Consider the following 17,642-nt stretch of genomic DNA (forward strand, 5'->3'; position numbering starts at 1 on the left):
AAAACAAATTCAGGAGGTCTATTTATTTTTAACAGTGAGATCAATCCCATCATAAAAACCTAAATCCGAATTGTTTAATATTTTGGTCCAAAGGGCAATCTGTCCAGTATGATAAGACAAATGCTCCGTCACATGGATAATGTTTCCAATACCAGAGAATTCAAACCCCTGAACCGACCTTTTACGAAGTAATTCTTCCAATGGGGTTTCCGTAAATGCCTTTTTTGCTTCTGAAATCGTGTCCCTTAATTTTTGGAGCAGTTCATGTTTACTGTATCCGGAGGTCATGGAAAATTCCTCATCCCTTTTTCTCTGATCTTCTAAATTTCGAAGGGAAGCAATACCATATTGGGTAATATTTCCGCACAGGTGCAGGATCAAGTTTCCAATACTGTTGGTTGATTTGTTGGGTTTTTGCCAAATTACTTTTTCTGGAAGTTTATCCAGGCATATCTTGATCATCCGAAGGCTTTCATCCATGCGATAGCTTGCATTCCAAGTCAATTCCTTTAAAAGTTGCTCCTGCTTATCCATTTTCCAGCATATAGTTTTCTAGTTGCTTTAAACTGATTCTGTTCTCATAGATGGCCTTTCCAATGATTACCCCTTCACAACCAATTTCAGCCAATTTTGGAAGCTCATCAAAAGTTGAGATTCCACCACTCGCAATTAGATTAATTCCAATCACTTGTTTGTCCTCAACTCCACTGCCTGACACCAAGGTTTTCCATGTCATGGTCTTTGAAAGGATTTTTCGGTAAAGCTCAAACGAAGGCCCCTCCAACATTCCATCTTTGCTGATATCAGTGCAAATGACATATTTTATTCCTTTTTTCTGATAGGCCTGAACAAATGGAACAAGGTCTTTATCCGATTCTTCCTGCCATCCGGAAACCGCCACTTTTTCATTGTTGGCATCTGCTCCCAGTATTATTTTTTCAGGGCCGTACGTTTCCAACCACCCTAAAAAGGTTTCTTTGTCCTTCACGGCAATACTTCCTCCCGTTATTTGTTGTGCACCACTTTCAAAAGCAATATGCAAATCTTCATTGGTTTTCAATCCTCCACCAAAATCAATTTTTAAGTTGGTTTTGGAAGCTATGTTTTCCAATACTTTATGGTTGACAATGTGTTTGGATTTCGCTCCATCTAAATCCACCAAATGCAAGTATTGGATTCCATGCGCTTCAAATTCTTTGGCCACCTCTAGGGGGTCTTCATTGTATACTTTCTTGGTACTGTAATCTCCCTTGGAAAGTCTTACACATTTTCCTTCAATAATATCAATAGCAGGAATCACTCTCATGGTTACTCGTATTTTGCTTTGTCCAAAGCCATCCACATATCAGAATCGCCAACTCTGTTAAACCCAAAGGGTTTATACAATCCATGCGCATCTTTTGTCTTTAGCGCAATGGTATGTACCTCTTTGATTTCAGAGTGGTTTATTATATGTTTTACTAATATTTTCCCAAGACCTTTTCCTTGATGAGGTTCAAAGATTATAACATCCATAAGATAGGCAAAGACTACTTTGTCTGTCAACACCCGTGCAAATCCCAGTTGTTCTCCAGTCCTGGAATACATACCAAAACACATAGAGTTTTCAATGGTCGTTGTGGTCATCTCCTCTGTTCTGTAGCCTCCCCAGTAACTATTCTTGATTTCTTGGTGAATCTTGGGAACATCCAGTTTGCTTTTATCTGTTGAAATATCAAAATCCATATCAACAAAGGCTTAAAAAATTCTTTAATATTTCGCTGCCCACATCGCTACTCTTTTCTGGGTGAAACTGTACCCCATAAAAATTATCTTTTCGCAGTGCTGCACTGTAGCTTACTGCATACTCCGAAATGGCAATGGTTTCTTTCCCCAAAGGAGCATAAAAACTGTGCACCAAATAGATGTGGGACCTGTCTGGAATTTTGTTGAACAGCTTGGAACCCAAACCAGAAATTTGATTCCACCCAATTTGAGGCACCTTTTCTGATTTTGGGAATTTAACCACGTCCAAATCAAAAATGGCCAAGCCCTTGGTTTTGCCTTCTTCAGAAGAATTGCACATAAGCTGCATTCCCAAACAAATGCCCAAAACGGGCTGTTTTAAATTGGGAATCAATTGGTCTAACCCCGAAGCTCTCAATTTTTCCATGGCCGAACTTGCCTCTCCCACCCCCGGGAAGATGACCCTATCCGCATTCTTTATCTCTTCTACATCATGACTCAAGACAGCCTCAAAACCCAACCGCCTTATTGCGAATTTGATACTTTGGATGTTACCGGCCCCGTAGTCGATTATTACAATATTCATTTTAATTCCATTTGTCATTTAGAACGAAGTGAGAAATCTAGATTTCACATGTCTATTTCGACTGCGCTCAATATGACATTCATAATGATTTATTTATAACATTCCTTTAGTTGAAGGCAATACCATTTTTTCAGTATCACGCTTAACGGCCATCTTGATTGATTTGGCAAATGCTTTGAAGATGGCTTCAATTTTATGATGCTCGTTGGTTCCTTCTGCCTTGATGTTCAAGTTAGCCTTAGCTCCGTCTGAAAACGACTTAAAGAAGTGAAGAAACATTTCTGTGGGCATATCCCCAACTTTTTCCCTTTTAAAATCGGCATCCCAAACCAACCAGTTCCTTCCACCGAAATCCAACGCAACCTGGGCCAAACAATCATCCATGGGCAGACAAAATCCATAGCGTTCAATACCTAATTTGTTGCCCAATGCTTTGGAAAATACCTCACCCAGAGCAATGGCAGTGTCCTCTATGGTATGGTGCTCATCAACCTCAAGATCTCCGTCCACCTTAATTTCCAGATCCATTTGACCGTGTCGAGCCAATTGGTCCAGCATATGGTCAAAAAAGGCTAAACCAGTATTTATGGAACTTTTCCCTGTCCCGTCCAAGTTCAATTTAATCTGAATATCTGTCTCGTTGGTCTTTCGAGAGATTTCCGCAACCCGATTTTCCAACTTTAAGAATTCATAAATTTTCTCCCAATCATTGCTTTCCAACGCAATAAAACCATCTAATTCTTCTCTCTTGACAGTGATTTCACCTGTTCCCAAGTGGGTTTCATCATTGATGAAAATTCCTTTGGAGCCCAAGTTTTTGGCCAATTCCATATCGGTTAATCGGTCACCAATCACAAAGGAGTTTTCCAAATCATATTCTTCAGAAAAGTAGTTGGTAAGCATACCCGTGCCAGGTTTTCGGGTATCTGCATTATCTTTTGGGAATGTACGATCAATAAAGACCTGATCAAAAGTGATCCCTTCGTTTTCAAAACTTTTTAGGATGAAGTTATGGACGGGCCAAAACATATCTTCAGGAAAAACCTCGGTACCAAGCCCATCTTGATTGGTGATCATGACGAGTTCATAATCCAATTCCTTCGCAATTTTTCCCAAAAAGGTGAATGCCTTGGGATAGAATGATACCTTCTCAAAAGCATCTATCTGTTCATCCGACGTTTCTTTGATGATGGTTCCATCCCGATCAATAAAAAGTACTTTTTTCATAACTGTTTGTCATGCTGAACTTGTTTCAGCATCTTTTTAGTGAGACCCTGAAATGTATTCAGGGTGACGTAATCTCATTTAAGACTCGAATTAGTTTTTTGTTTTCTTCCGGAGTCCCTACGGTAAATCGTAAGGTATTTGCGCATAAAGGCTGACTGCTCCTATTTCTAACCACAATACCTTGTTCCAAAAGCTGTTCATAACGCTGGTCGGCACTGTCCACTTGAACCAGAACAAAGTTTGCCTCTGTGGGATATATTTTGTGAACAAAGTTCATTCCTTGCAAGGCTTGGATCAACAATGCTCTTTCTTGCAATATGTTTTGAACCTCGTTTTGTACCATTTTCTGGTCTATTCGCTCCAAAGCTCGCTCTTGAGTGAGCTGATTGACATTGTAAGGCGGTTTTATCTTGTTCAACACGGTAATAATCTCTTCTGAAGCGTAACAAATTCCCAACCTGATTCCAGCCATACCGTATGCTTTGGACAAAGTTTGGGTTACAATCAAGTTTGGGTATTCCTCCAATTTGTTCAACCAGCTTTCTTCGCTTGAAAAATCAATATAGGCTTCATCAATCACCACTAATCCATTGAAGGATTCCAGTATTTTTTGAATGTTTTGTCTATCAAAAACATTCCCGGTCGGATTATTGGGAGAGCACACAAAGATGAGTTTGGTTTTTTCATCAATCGTAGCTAAAATTTTGGGTACGTCCAATCCAAATTCCGAAGTCAACAAAACTTCCCGGTTTTCAATAGCATTGATTCCCGCTAACACCTTGTACATGCCATAGGTAGGCGGTAAGGTGAGGATATTATCCTGATTGGGTTCACAAAAAGCCCTAAAAATGAGATCCAGTACTTCATCGCTCCCATTTCCCAATAGCATTTTACTTTCCGAAACACCTTTTTGCTTTGCAAGACTGTTTTTTAGACTGCGTTGTTGGGGGTCGGGATAGCGATTGACCCCATTTTCAAATGGATTTTCATTGGCGTCCAAAAAAATCATCTCCGAACCATCCGAGACATATTCATCCCGCGCCGAGGAATAAGGTTTCAGCCCTTTTACAGATTCCCTAACAATCGTATTTATTTTGAACACCCTGGTCATTCTTTGCTGTTTAATCTTAGTGTCATGGCATTTTTGTGGGCCTGTAGTCCTTCGGCTTCAGCCATAATTTCAACGGCCTTTCCTATTCCTTGGATACCTTCTTTGGTTATCTTTTGAAACGTCATGCTCTTCATAAAACTATCCAAATTTACGCCACTGTACTGTTTGGCGTAACCATTGGTGGGCAAGGTGTGGTTTGTACCCGAAGCATAATCCCCTGCACTCTCCGGGGTATAATTTCCGATAAACACGGAACCGGCATTCTCAATATTTTCTAAATAGTATTCTTCGTTGGAAACACAAACAATATAGTGTTCAGGGCCATATTCGTTGATCAAATCTATCGCCGTTTTATCATCCTCAACCAATATAAGCTTGCTATTATTGATGGATTTTTCAGCGATTTCAGCTCTGGGCAAAACCTTAATCTGTGCTGCGACTTCTTTCTCCACAGCATTGATCAATGTTTCCGAAGTAGAAACCAAAATTACCTGGCTGTCCACACCATGTTCTGCCTGACTCAGTAAATCCGAAGCCACAAAAGCAGGATTAGCAGTGTCATCTGCCACTACCAGCAATTCACTGGGCCCTGCGGGCATATCAATGGCCACTCCATATTTGGTGGCCAACTGTTTGGCAACTGTTACATATTGATTTCCGGGACCAAAAATCTTATAGACCTTAGGGATGGATTGAGTTCCAAATGTCATTGAAGCTATAGCTTGAATCCCCCCAACCTTAAAGATTTTAGAAATCCTGCATAGTTTTGCGGTGTACAAAATAGCTGAATTGACTTCCCCTTTTTCATTGGGAGGCGTACACAGAATCACTTCTTTACAGCCAGCTATTTGGGCTGGAACAGCCAACATTAATATGGTGGAGAATAAAGGCGCAGTGCCTCCAGGAATGTACAACCCCACTTTTTGGATGGGTCTTTTCTCTTGCCAACATACCACCCCTGGCATGGTCTCTACTTTAACTTTTGATGTTTTTTGAGCGGAGTGGAATTTCTCAATATTGGATTTTGCTATGGCAATGGCTTCCTTCAATTCAGCTGATACGTATTGCTCAGCTTGATTGATTTCCTCTTCAGAAACCAAAAAGGCATCTAGCTCCGCTCCATCGAATTGTTTGGTGTATTTCCTGAGTATTGGGTCGCCCTCTGTCTTTACTTCAGTAAAGATGGAATCAACGATTCCTTCAATATCATCTACTGACTGCGTGGGCCTTTCCAAGAGTTTCTCCCAATCTTCTGGTTTTGGATAATTGACTCGCTGCATTACAACACCATTTTTTCAATTGGACATACCAATATGCCTTCGGCCCCGGCAGCTTTTAACTTATCAATGACCTCCCAAAAGGAGTTACTTTTAATTACCGAATGCACAGAACTCCATCCTTCTTCTGCTAGAGGCAGTACCGTGGGGCTTCGCATTCCCGGTAAAATGGAAATAATATCCTCTAATTTATTGTTGGGAGCATTCAACAGCACATATTTGCTCTGTCTTCCTTCAAGAACAGACTGTATCCTGAACTGTATCCGCTTTAGGATTTCTTTTCCTTCCTCTGATATTTTTGGAGAAACGGCCAATACTGCCTCACTTTTTAAAATGACTTCAACCTCTTGCAGGTTATTTTTAAAGAGTGTGCTACCGCTCGAGACTATATCGCAAATACCATCTGCCAAACCTATGTTGGGAGCGATTTCTACTGATCCATTGATGATATGCAACTCCGCTTTAACTCCGTTAGCTTCTAAATAGTTCTTTACCGTGTTGGGGTATGAAGTGGCTATTCTCTTTCCCTCAAAATCCTTGAGGGAACTATATGCCATAGTTTTAGGCACTGCTAAGGAAACCCGGCATTTAGAAAAGTTCAATTTTTCGACAATGGAGATTTGATGGCCTTTTTCAATCAAAACATTTTCTCCAATAATAGCAATATCCACTACCCCATCTTTTAAGTATTGGGGGATATCCCCATTTCTCAGATAAAAGACTTCCAAAGGAAAGTTTCTTGCCGTAGCCTTCAGCTGGTCCTTACCATTGTCAATTGAAATTCCGCAGTCCTTTAAAATTTTCAGGGAGTCTTCGTTCAATCTTCCACTTTTCTGAACTGCAATCCTAATTTTTGTCATGTTGTTATCAAGTTTTGTCTGAAAATCAAACTGGCATCAAAAACAAAACCCGTTTGATTTCTCAAACGGGTTAAAATATATTTTACAAACAACAATACATTTCTATCTCGCTTGAGGGCAAGTATAAAAATGATGATGCGTGTTCTTATTTCTCATTATGGTTCAAATGTAGAATATATTTTTATATCAAAAAAGTCTTATTTAGTTATTTCCCAAAATCAAGGGCAAACCATCATCTCCCGATCCCACAACAACTACTTTAGAATTTGGCGATTGTGCCAATTTAAGTGTGGCTTCAATTCCTTTGTCCTGCAAAATTTTATCTGTCAAAGACGCACTTAAAATTCTGTTCGCATCAGCCTTACCTTGAGCTTCAATACGCTGTCTTTCCGCTTCTTTTTGGGCGGTGACCAATCTAAACTCATATTCCAAGGACTCCTGCTCTTGTTTTAGTTTTCGCTCAATGGCCTCCTTAATGGTAGGTGGCAAGGTGACATCCCTTACCAAGATTTCATCCAAAACAATATACTGATCATCAACAATTTTCTTGGTTTCTTCAAAAATCTCCTGTTGAATTGCATCCCGTTTACTAGAGTACAACTGTTCCGGGGTATATCTACCAACCACACTACGTGCCGCTGATCTAATTGTAGGTAGAATAATTCGCTGTAGATAGTTTTCCCCAATTTCCTGGTGCAGTTTTCCCAAGTCGTTATAGTTTGGTTGGTACCAAGCGGATGCATCCAGTTGAATGTCCAGTCCGTTGGAGGACAACACTTTCATTTTCTCGAAAATCTCTTGACGTCTTACCTCATAAACATAAACGCGGTTCCAAGGAGCAACCAAGTGAAATCCTTCATCTAATGGTGGTTTGTCCGTCACTACCCCACCTCCAAAGGTCCTATACAGTACTCCTGCCTCACCGGAGCCAATAGTGACGGCCGATTTTGCAAAAATTATGATGAGGAAAATAATGACTGCTATTGTTGGCAGTGCAACTTTTGGTAATCTATCCATAAGTGTTCTATTTTTTAAATTAGTCCGTTATATTTTCTGATGAACCACTCTAGTGAAAGCGCTAAAACGATCAATCCGAGTAGTATTCGAAAATCAATTAAAGATACGACATTTTGTGTGCTTTTTTGGACAGGACGGTATTGCTCCAAGGTCAAAAGGCTATCCACTAAAGTTTCAACTTGATCCGGCATATAAACTTTTCCCTTGGTATTTTCGGCCAACTTTTGAAGTTTGCCATAATCTGCAGCCAACAATTGTTTTTCTTGATTGAAATCTAAAATCTTAAACGACCCAGACCGCTTTAAATTTTCCTCTTCCACAGTAACAGTGAACGAGTATTCTCCTGCTTCCAAATCACTTAAGTCCACTTCATAATAGCCTCCTTTTAAAAGCATTGGGGCGTCTCTGACAAAATCTTGGTCTTTACCTTCGACTTTAATAGTCAAGTTGGCGTTGTCATCAAACTGGAAACTCTGGTCCACATAATACGCCCTGATTTTTGCTACGGCTGCATTATCAAAGACACGCTCATAATCCAAATCCAACCTACTTTTTTGACCATCACTAGACAAGTATACCATCAGCCTTCCCATAAAATCATCAAAAAGTTGAAAACTCTGGGTGTTCCGAAAGGTTTGCGCACGCCATTTCCAAATATCTTCTCCAAATAAAACCGCCTCCTTCTGATTTCCTTCAGTTATGATTGAAAATAGCGGAGATTCCAAGGTTATGCCACGAATCTGTTGAAACATTAGGGTGTTTGAGCTCTTTTTGATTTCGATATCGCCCAAATTACCTGTCAAGGGTGGGAATTCATCAACATTGAACTCTCCCAAACCAAAGGTTCCAAAGGCATTGTTGATAACCGGAATCATCTCTTCCGTTTGGTTGATGTCCTCCTTAAAATAGCTGTTCTGAGCCCGGTTTAGAAAGTTCCAAGAAGTCATCCTACCCGCAATGGTGAATTTATTGGCATTGACATTTTCCAAATAATTGAAAACTTCTCTGAAACTCTGATTGGGCTGATAAAGAATAAAGATTTGAAAGTCTTCCAATTGATCTACCGTACTTGGATTTAAGATAGTAACCGAACGTTGCTCATTACTTTCAATTGATTTTTTTATTGCCCCAAGGTCAGGATGCAACATATCTGAAATAAGAGCAATGTTCGTTTTTTCATCAATGACCTCAATGGCTGTTTCCTTCTGATTATTGAACGTGTTTTTTTCATTATCCAACGACTCTACAATAATCCTTACGGATTTTACTCCTACCGTATTGGCCTCGGCCAGCACTTCCAATGTTCTACTATTTTGCACAGCATCAAAAGTCAAGCGCTCCCGGTGAACCGTTCGGCCATCCAAATTAATCGTTACCGTTTTTGAAATAGAATTGGAACCGCGATATAAAATGGTTGTTTCTATAGGGAACTTATTTCGTAAAAAGGCATAGGAATTGGTGTTCAACAAACCAATTGAAATATCTTCAAAAGCTGTGGTATCTCCAATCACTACTGGGTACACTGCGGTATTTTTGCTTAAATTGGAATAATTATATTCCCTTCCCAAGGTTTGATTGCCATCTGTTAACAGTACCACGGCACTGTTATCTCCTACATAGATTTCATCAATGGTCTCGAGCGCATTGGAAATATTTGTGTTCTTTTGGTCGAATTTGATGGTGTCCAAAGATTGGATAGCCGTCCCAAAAGCATAGGATTGTACGTTGTACCTATCCTTTAGTCCTTGGTCCCCAATGATTCTATCCGAAATTTCAGGAGTAGATATGCCCGTTATCGCTTCTTGCATCGATTCAGAATCATCCACAAGAACAATGAGGTTGGACTTCTCAATGGTAAAGTCCTTTTTTACAAATTTGGGATTGACCAATAATAACAACCCTCCAAAAAGAGCTACAAACCTAAAAAATGCCAGAAATATTCTTTGACGGCCTTTCCGAGGATTTTTATAGAAATATTGATAAAAAACAATAATGAGCGCGGCAATCGCAGCAAGAACAATAAGGAGTACCGTGCTTATTTCCATTCATTTTATGTTAGCATACCTCCGTCCACATTCAGGACCTGTCCAGTAACATAGGCAGAAAGATCAGATGCTAGGAACAGGCATGCGTTTGCAACATCCTCAGGGCTACCTCCTCTTTTAAGTGGAATGGCGTCCCTCCATCCTTGTACCGTCTTTTCATCCAGCTTATCTGTCATTTCGGTTTCAATAAAACCAGGAGCAATGGCATTGCAGCGTATATTCCTAGAGCCCAATTCCAAGGCAACAGACTTTGTAAATCCGATCATACCTGCTTTGGAAGCAGCATAGTTCGTTTGTCCAGCATTTCCTTTAACTCCAACAACACTACTCATATTAATTATTGAACCTTGGCGTTGTTTAAGCATGGTACGTTGCACGGCCTTGGTCATGTTAAATACCGATTTCAAATTGATTTCAATTACTTTATCAAAGTCCTCCTCACCCATACGCATGAGCAACTTATCTTTGGTAATTCCGGCATTATTGATGAGAACATCGATGGTGCCATCAAAATCCTCAAGCACCTGTTTTACCAATTCTTCTGATTCAGCAAAGCTGGCAGCGTTACTTTTATAGGCCTTGGCTTTTACACCCATATCCGAAATTTCCTTCTCAAGTTCCAAAGCCGGACCTTCGCTGGAGCTGTAGGTAAAGGCCACATTGGCACCATGTTTTCCAAATATTTGGGCTATCCCTTTTCCAATTCCTCTACTTGCTCCGGTTATGATTACATTCTTTCCTTCTAATAATTTCATAGGTCGGTATTGTTTGAGTGGTTATCAATCAAATATAGTTGTTGTTTATGTTCTACGTAAAAAAAATCCCGTTTTTACACGGGATTTAGAATAGTTTTAACGGTTGGCTATCCAACCACTTCTTTTACTTTAGCGCCTATTTCTGCAGGAGAATCAACTACGTGGATACCGCATTCGCTCATAATTCTCTTTTTGGCCTGAGCAGTATCATCACTACCGCCAACTATTGCACCTGCATGTCCCATAGTTCTACCTGCTGGAGCAGTTTCTCCGGCAATGAAACCTACAATAGGCTTTTTACTTCCGCTTTCTTTGTACCATCTTGCTGCATCACCTTCAAGTTGACCACCAATCTCACCAATCATCACCACACATTCAGTTTCTGGGTCATTGATCAACAGCTCAACTGCTTCTTTGGTAGTAGTTCCGATTATAGGGTCTCCCCCAATTCCGATAGCGGTAGTAATTCCAAGTCCTTGTCTTACCACCTGATCGGCAGCTTCGTAGGTAAGTGTTCCAGATTTGGACACAATTCCCACATTACCTTTTTTAAATACAAAACCGGGCATGATACCAACTTTGGCCTCTCCTGGAGTTATAACACCTGGGCAATTAGGTCCAACTAGCGTACAATCCAAATCCTTGATGTAGTCATTTGCCTTGACCATATCCGCAACAGGAATTCCCTCGGTAATGGTAATAATAACTTTTATTCCGGCACTTGCGGCTTCCATAATTGCATCTGCGGCGAACGCTGGTGGCACAAAAATGATTGAAGTATCTGCACCAACTTCTTTTACAGCAGCTTCCACAGTATTGAAAACAGGTTTCCCAAGATGTTCTTGCCCCCCTTTTCCTGGGGTTACACCACCTACAACATTAGTTCCGTATTCAATCATCTGTTCTGCATGGAAAGTACCTTCACTTCCAGTAAAACCTTGTACTATTATTTTTGAATCTTTGTTTACTAAGACGCTCATATGTTAAACTTAATTAAGTGCAAAAATATACTTTGCCCCGGGTTTTGTCTATTGATTTTTTAATTCTTTTTCAATTTTTGAAATATCTCTGGAATCTTTTTTACGTGCGCCAATTGTTTGAGCTTTTCCCGAGCTTCTTCAGCCGGACTACCGAAATAGGTTTTTCCGCCTTCCAGGGATTTGGAGATTCCTGATTGGGCCAGAATTACCGCTTTTTTACCAATGGTAATTCCGCTAATAACACCAACTTGACCCCAAAGGGTCACTTCATCTTCAATTACCACACATCCAGCAATACCTACATGGGAGGCAATCAAACATTTTTTACCAATCACGGTATCATGGCCAACTTGAATTTGATTATCCAGTTTGGAACCTTCTTTTATCGTGGTATCACCGGTGACACCCCTATCTATGGTACAGGATGCTCCAATATCTACATTGTTCTCGATGACAACTCGACCTCCAGAAAGTAATTTATCAAATCCTTCTGGTCTATTTTTATAATAAAAGGCATCAGCTCCCAATACCGTACCACTATGAATGGTTACATTGTCACCGATCACGCACCTATCGTATATGGATACATTGGGATGAATGACACAATTCTTGCCAATTTCCACCTGGTTTCCAATAAAAACATTGGGCTGAATGGTAGTGCCTTCACCTATTTGTGCAGTTTTGGCAATTGAAGTGTTTGAAGATTCAAACGGATGAAAAAACCGGGTCAATTTATTGAAATCCCTAAAGGGGTCATCGGAAATCAACAATGCTTTGCCTTCCGGGCAGTCCACCTTTTTGTTGATCAAGACTACCGTGGCCTTTGATTCGAGTGCTTTGTCATAGTATTTGGGATGATCTACAAAAACAATGTCGCCCTCTTCTACCACATGAATCTCGTTCATGCCCAAAACAGGGAAACTTTCATCCCCAACAAATTCAGCATCTATTATTTGGGAAATCTCCTTGAGGGTGTAGATTTTAGGAAACTTCACTTCCTCTACTCTTTAGCACGTTCTATGTAAGCTCCTTTTTCTGTATCCACCTTTATTTTATCACCTTCATTGATGAAAAGCGGAACATTTATTCTGGCTCCAGTTTCTACCGTAGCAGGTTTGGTAGCGTTGGTAGCAGTGTTTCCCTTTACCCCAGGCTCTGTATGGGTCACCTCCAAAATAACACTTGCGGGCATTTCCACAGAAAGGGGCATACTATCCTCTGTGTTGAAGATAATAGTTACCACTTCTCCTTCTTTCAACAAATCCGGAGAGTCCAGGGAATCTTTTTGCAAGGAAATCTGATTGTAGTCGTCCGTATTCATAAAATGGAAAGTATCTCCCTCTGGATATAGATACTGGTAAGACCTTGTTTCTACCCGTACGTCCTCAATCTTGTGACCTGCCGAAAAGGTATTGTCTATTACTTTTCCAGAAGTGACACTTTTTAGTTTGGTCCTAACAAAAGCTGGACCTTTACCTGGCTTAACATGGAGGAACTCCACAATTTTATAAATATCATTGTTGTACTTGATGCACAATCCTTTACGTATGTCTGATGTACTTGCCATATGCTTAATTTGAACTAAAATAACCTTTCATAATTCCTCGCTGCGAATCTCTAATGAACTGAAGAATCTCATCCCTTTCCGGTGTAGCTTCCATTTCGGCCTCGATAATGGATGCAGCCTGGGAGTTGTTATAGTTTTTTTGATATAGTATTCTATAAATATTTTGAATCTCTCTGATTTTATGGGCCTCAAAACCTCTCCTTCTCAATCCTACGGAATTTATCCCAACATAAGAAAGTGGTTCTCTTGCCGCTTTGACGTAAGGAGGGACATCTTTTCTTACCAAAGAACCTCCGGTAACAAAAGCATGGTTTCCTATGGAAACAAATTGATGTACTGCCACCATTCCCGCCAAAACCACATTTTTACCTATGGTAACGTGACCTGCCAAAGTAGAATTATTACTGAAGATACAGCCATCATCTACCAAACAGTCGTGCGCAATATGACAATAGGCCATAATCAAGCAATTGTTCCCGATAACGGTTTTCATACGGTCTGAAGTACCTTTATTTATGGTGGCACATTCCCGTATGGTAGTATTATCCCCAATATGTACCGTAGTCTCTTCTCCCTGGTATTTTAAATCTTGAGGCATAGCAGATATGACTGCTCCGGGAAAAATGTTACAATTTTTTCCTATTCGGGCCCCCTCCATTATGGTAACATTGGAACCTATCCATGTACCCTCACCGATCGTAACGTTATTATGAATGGTGGTAAAGGGCTCAATAACCACATTTTTGGCAATCTTGGCCCCAGGGTGTACATATGCTAGAGGTTGGTTCATACTAATCTCCTTTTACTTTTACAATTTGTGCCATTATTTCTGCTTCGGAGACAAGTCTTCCATTGGCATAAGCCCTTGCCTGCATTTGACAAATTCCTCGACGGATAGGTGTCATTAAATCCAATTTAAAAATCAATGTGTCTCCAGGAACAACTTGCTGTTTGTAGCGAACATTATCGATTTTTAAGAGATAGGTCAAATAATTTTCGGGGTCTGGAACGGTACTCAAAACCAAAATCCCTCCTGTTTGTGCCATTGCTTCAAGTTGCAAGACACCCGGCATTACAGGTGATCCAGGGAAGTGCCCCACAAAGAAAGGCTCGTTCATGGTCACATTCTTTATTCCGATAACATGTTCATCGGACAATTCCAAGATTCTGTCCACTAATAGAAATGGTGGTCTATGCGGAAGCATTTGCATAATTTGGTTAATATCTTTAACCGGAGTAGCATGCAAATCAACTTCGGGCACATAGTTCCTTCGTTCCTGTTTAATAATTTTTTGAAGCTTTTTGGCAAATTGGGTGTTCACAAAATGTCCGGGCTTATTGGCTATCACTTTACCACGTATTCTGGTGCCTGTCAATGCCAAATCCCCAACCACATCAAGCAGTTTATGTCTTGCCGCCTCATTAGGGTGATGTAGCGTTAGATTATCAAGGATACCGTTAGGCTTAACCGAAAGTTTTTTCTTGTTGAATGCCTTTTCCAATTTTTTCATTGTGGATTGGGATATTTCCTTATCCACATAAACAATGGCGTTATTTAGGTCTCCACCTTTTATAAGTCCATGCTCTAAAAGCATTTCCAATTCATGCAAAAAACTGAAAGTACGCGCATCAGCGATTTCGGTTTTGAAATCAGAAATTTTGGACAAGGTGGCATTCTGGGTTCCCAGAACCTTAGTGCCAAAGTCAACCATAGTAGTTATCTGATAGTGATCCGCCGGAATAACGGTGATCTCACTGCCAGTAGCTTCATCTTTATAGGAAATGACATCCTTTACCACATATTCTTCTCGACTTTGCTCTTGCTCAACAATCCCGGCTTTTTCCAAAGCTTCCACAAAAAACTTGGACGACCCATCCATAATTGGTGGCTCCGGGGCATCAAGCTCAATTAGCACATTATCAATATCAAGTCCTACCAAAGCTGCCAGCACATGCTCGGAAGTTTGGATTTTGACCCCATTTTTTTCAAGGTTGGTCCCTCTTTGGGTGTTTACTACATAATTGGCATCTGCCTCTATTATAGGCTCTCCCTCAAGGTCTACTCTTTTAAATGCAAAGCCATGGTTTTCCTTTGCCGGAACAAAGTTCATGGTCACATTTTCCCCAGTGTGCAACCCTACTCCTTGTAGCGTTACTTTTTCATTTATGGTGCGTTGCTTATTGCTCGTTTTGCCCACCTTCAATATTTTTTTCTATGTTGGTGATTTTATTTACCAGCTTTGGTAAATTTTTAAAGTGTACATAAGATTTGTTGTAGTCTCCGTAGTTAAGTGCAGGAGACCCTTGAAGCACTTCATCGTCCTTGACATTGCGTCCAATTCCTGACTGTGCTTGTATTTTAACCCTATCTCCTATAGTTATATGTCCTACAATACCCACTTGCCCCCCAATTAGGCAGTTCTTTCCTATTTTGGTGGAACCTGCAATTCCTGTTTGGGCTGCAATGGCAGTGTGTTCGCCAATTTCAACATTATGGGCAATTTGAATCTGATTGTCCAACTTCACCCCTTTTCGAAGTATAGTGGACCCCAATGTCGCGCGATCAATAGTAGTACCTGCCCCTACATCTACATTATCCTCTAAGATAACATTCCCGGTCTGTGGCACTTTACTGTATTCACCATTGGCATTTGGTGTGAATCCAAATCCATCAGCTCCAATTATTGCTCCGCTATGAATAACACAACCATTTCCAATAATGGATTCGGAATAGATCTTGGCCCCGGCAAATACCAATACGTCATCACCTATGACCACATTATCGCCAATGTATACGTTGGGATATATTTTTGCATTTTTCCCAATCTTCACATTCTCTCCTAAATAGGAAAAAGCTCCTAGGTAAAATCCTTCGCCATAAACTGCGCTCTGAGACACAAAAGATGGACTTTCTATACCTACTTTATTGTTTTTGACCTGATTGTAATATTCCAACAACTTGGAAAAAGATTTGTAAGCATCATCGACCTTGATCAAAGTAGTGGATAATGCCTGTTCAGGAATAAAGTCCTTGTTGACAATGGTAATGGAAGCCCTAGTGGAATAGATATACGAAGTATATTTGGGGTTGGCCAGAAAGGTCAGGGAGCCTTTCTCCCCTTCCTCGATCTTGGATAGTTTATGGACAGCTATCTGAGGATTTCCCTCAACTTCTCCCTCTAGGATTCCTGCAATTTGGGTAGCTGTAAATTTCATTTGTGCAAAAGTAACAAAATTTGTTAAACGGCTTCTTTGGGGTAACACCAATAGAATTTGGTGACTGTTGCAGAGAGCGCTTTAAGGCTCAACTGATCGGATTCTTTAAGGACATCCGTAACCTTTCCATTCTTTTTGAGAATGCTGATGGGCTGTTTATTTTCATCGTAGGCCTTATTTTGCACTTTGCCATGAAACACGAAATAAGAAGCCTGGTCAGTGTCTAGGTTATAATTGCTCTCGACTTGCGCCATTTTTTCCTCAATCTTATTGGCGTCTATGGGTTTCTTCTTGAACTTTATATTGAGTAGTTTTCTGTCCAATAGCATCTGACACATTTTCGACAAGACAAAATCCTCATGAAATTGCCAGGCTTTGATAGCTCCCAAAATGTCGACATCATCCAGTAGAGCAAATTTTTTCAGAAATGTGGAATCAATGGAAACCTGTTCACTCTGATTAAGGAAAAACAAAATTAGAGCGCTTCCTTCCAACTTTTCTCCTTTGGATAAAAGTTGTCTGGCACGCTGCATAATTCTGATCAGTAATTGTTCGGCCACCAATCCTGTTTTGTGCAGATAGGCCTGCCAATACATAAATCTTCTAGCCATCAAAAACTTTTCAACGGCATAGATTCCTTTTTCCTCCACCACAAGATTGCCATCTACAACATTGAGCATGGATATGAGTCTTTCAGAATTTATATTTCCTTCTGTGACCCCGGCATAAAAACTATCTCTTTTCAGATAATCCAAACGATCCATATCCAACTGACTGGATACCAACTGGTTCATGAAGGGACGTGGATATTCCCCTTTGAATATGGAAATAGCGGTTTCCAGTTGTCCGTCGAACTCGCGGTTCAATTCCATCATAAATTCCAAAGAAAGCTTTTCATGGCTCCATCCATTTACCACAAAACCTTCCAAGGCATGCGAAAAAGGTCCGTGTCCAATATCATGTAAAAGAATGGCGCATAAAAGTCCTGTTTCTTCTTCTTGCGAAATCTCCACATTCTTCCATCTAAGAATTTGGATGGCCCTGGTCATTAAATGCATACTTCCCAAGGCATGATGGAACCTGGTATGATGCGCACCTGGATACACAAGGAATGACATTCCCATTTGTGATATCCTTCGTAATCTCTGAAAATAAGGATGAGCTATCAGGTTAAAAATAAGTTCATTCGGAGTTCCAATAAAACCGTAAATTGGATCGTTAAAGACTTTGAGCTTATTGGTTTGTGCCAAGGGCGTTGTATTTAATTACGCAAAGA

18 protein-coding genes are annotated in these 17,642 nt (G+C 40.3%); all 18 read right to left on the reverse strand.

What is annotated here, in order from left to right; genetic code table 11:
• Positions 1-18: 18 nt before the first annotated feature.
• The 18 genes from DX873_RS05570 to DX873_RS05655 all read right to left on the reverse strand — a co-directional run bounded on the left by DX873_RS05570 (position 19) and on the right by DX873_RS05655 (position 17,616).
• Positions 19-534, reverse strand: coding sequence for a DinB family protein (locus DX873_RS05570; protein ID WP_116183502.1), 516 nt, complete (start codon positions 532-534; stop codon positions 19-21).
• A complete protein-coding gene (locus DX873_RS05575) occupies positions 527-1,306 on the reverse strand; it encodes a 1-(5-phosphoribosyl)-5-[(5-phosphoribosylamino)methylideneamino]imidazole-4-carboxamide isomerase (RefSeq protein ID WP_116183503.1) in 780 nt (259 codons plus the stop codon). The genes DX873_RS05570 and DX873_RS05575 overlap by 8 nt, the downstream gene beginning before the upstream one ends.
• Positions 1,307-1,308: 2 nt before the next feature.
• Positions 1,309-1,725: a GNAT family N-acetyltransferase gene (locus DX873_RS05580; RefSeq protein WP_116183504.1), complete on the reverse strand. Its 417-nt coding sequence runs from the start codon at positions 1,723-1,725 to the stop codon at positions 1,309-1,311.
• 1 nt (position 1,726) lies between these two features.
• The gene (gene hisH / locus DX873_RS05585; protein ID WP_116183832.1) at positions 1,727-2,311 is read right to left on the reverse strand and encodes an imidazole glycerol phosphate synthase subunit HisH; all 585 of its coding nucleotides are present in this window, start codon (positions 2,309-2,311) and stop codon (positions 1,727-1,729) included.
• Positions 2,312-2,404: 93 nt separating this feature from the next.
• A complete protein-coding gene (gene hisB / locus DX873_RS05590) occupies positions 2,405-3,538 on the reverse strand; it encodes a bifunctional histidinol-phosphatase/imidazoleglycerol-phosphate dehydratase HisB (RefSeq protein WP_116183505.1) in 1,134 nt (377 codons plus the stop codon).
• Positions 3,539-3,596: 58 nt separating this feature from the next.
• Complete coding sequence (gene hisC, locus DX873_RS05595; RefSeq protein WP_116183506.1) at positions 3,597-4,649, reverse strand: histidinol-phosphate transaminase; 1,053 nt, start codon at positions 4,647-4,649, stop codon at positions 3,597-3,599.
• On the reverse strand, positions 4,646-5,929 hold the full coding sequence (gene hisD / locus DX873_RS05600; protein ID WP_116183507.1) for a histidinol dehydrogenase: 1,284 nt from the start codon (positions 5,927-5,929) through the stop codon (positions 4,646-4,648). The genes hisC and hisD overlap by 4 nt, the downstream gene beginning before the upstream one ends.
• Positions 5,929-6,786, reverse strand: a complete 858-nt coding sequence (hisG, locus tag DX873_RS05605; RefSeq protein WP_116183508.1) for an ATP phosphoribosyltransferase — start codon at positions 6,784-6,786, stop codon at positions 5,929-5,931. The genes hisD and hisG overlap by 1 nt, the downstream gene beginning before the upstream one ends.
• Positions 6,787-6,987: 201 nt before the next feature.
• Positions 6,988-7,803: a prohibitin family protein gene (locus tag DX873_RS05610; protein WP_116183509.1), complete on the reverse strand. Its 816-nt coding sequence runs from the start codon at positions 7,801-7,803 to the stop codon at positions 6,988-6,990.
• Between the two features lie 14 nt (positions 7,804-7,817).
• Positions 7,818-9,848, reverse strand: coding sequence for a VWA domain-containing protein (locus DX873_RS05615; RefSeq protein ID WP_116183510.1), 2,031 nt, complete (start codon positions 9,846-9,848; stop codon positions 7,818-7,820).
• Positions 9,849-9,853: 5 nt separating this feature from the next.
• A complete protein-coding gene (gene fabG, locus DX873_RS05620) occupies positions 9,854-10,603 on the reverse strand; it encodes a 3-oxoacyl-[acyl-carrier-protein] reductase (RefSeq protein ID WP_116183511.1) in 750 nt (249 codons plus the stop codon).
• 107 nt (positions 10,604-10,710) lie between these two features.
• Entirely contained in the window at positions 10,711-11,583 is an 873-nt protein-coding gene (sucD, locus tag DX873_RS05625; protein WP_116183512.1) for a succinate--CoA ligase subunit alpha, read from the reverse strand.
• A gap of 59 nt (positions 11,584-11,642) precedes the next feature.
• Positions 11,643-12,578: a UDP-3-O-(3-hydroxymyristoyl)glucosamine N-acyltransferase gene (locus DX873_RS05630; RefSeq protein WP_116183513.1), complete on the reverse strand. Its 936-nt coding sequence runs from the start codon at positions 12,576-12,578 to the stop codon at positions 11,643-11,645.
• Positions 12,579-12,583: 5 nt separating this feature from the next.
• Complete coding sequence (efp, locus tag DX873_RS05635) at positions 12,584-13,150, reverse strand: elongation factor P (RefSeq protein WP_116183514.1); 567 nt, start codon at positions 13,148-13,150, stop codon at positions 12,584-12,586.
• Positions 13,151-13,154: 4 nt separating this feature from the next.
• Positions 13,155-13,940, reverse strand: a complete 786-nt coding sequence (gene lpxA / locus DX873_RS05640) for an acyl-ACP--UDP-N-acetylglucosamine O-acyltransferase (RefSeq protein ID WP_116183515.1) — start codon at positions 13,938-13,940, stop codon at positions 13,155-13,157.
• Between the two features lies 1 nt (position 13,941).
• Positions 13,942-15,348: a bifunctional UDP-3-O-[3-hydroxymyristoyl] N-acetylglucosamine deacetylase/3-hydroxyacyl-ACP dehydratase gene (locus DX873_RS05645; RefSeq protein WP_116183516.1), complete on the reverse strand. Its 1,407-nt coding sequence runs from the start codon at positions 15,346-15,348 to the stop codon at positions 13,942-13,944.
• Positions 15,329-16,366 carry a UDP-3-O-(3-hydroxymyristoyl)glucosamine N-acyltransferase gene (lpxD, locus tag DX873_RS05650; RefSeq protein ID WP_116183517.1) on the reverse strand — a complete coding sequence of 346 codons (1,038 nt, stop codon included), beginning with the start codon at positions 16,364-16,366 and terminating at the stop codon, positions 15,329-15,331. Before lpxD ends, DX873_RS05645 begins: the two co-directional genes overlap by 20 nt.
• A gap of 23 nt (positions 16,367-16,389) precedes the next feature.
• The gene (locus tag DX873_RS05655) at positions 16,390-17,616 is read right to left on the reverse strand and encodes an HD domain-containing protein (RefSeq protein ID WP_116183518.1); all 1,227 of its coding nucleotides are present in this window, start codon (positions 17,614-17,616) and stop codon (positions 16,390-16,392) included.
• Between the last annotated feature and the right edge of the window lie 26 nt (positions 17,617-17,642).

Origin of the sequence: Flagellimonas nanhaiensis, from assembly GCF_003382275.1 — a bacterium.
Classification (GTDB): domain Bacteria; phylum Bacteroidota; class Bacteroidia; order Flavobacteriales; family Flavobacteriaceae; genus Flagellimonas; species Flagellimonas nanhaiensis.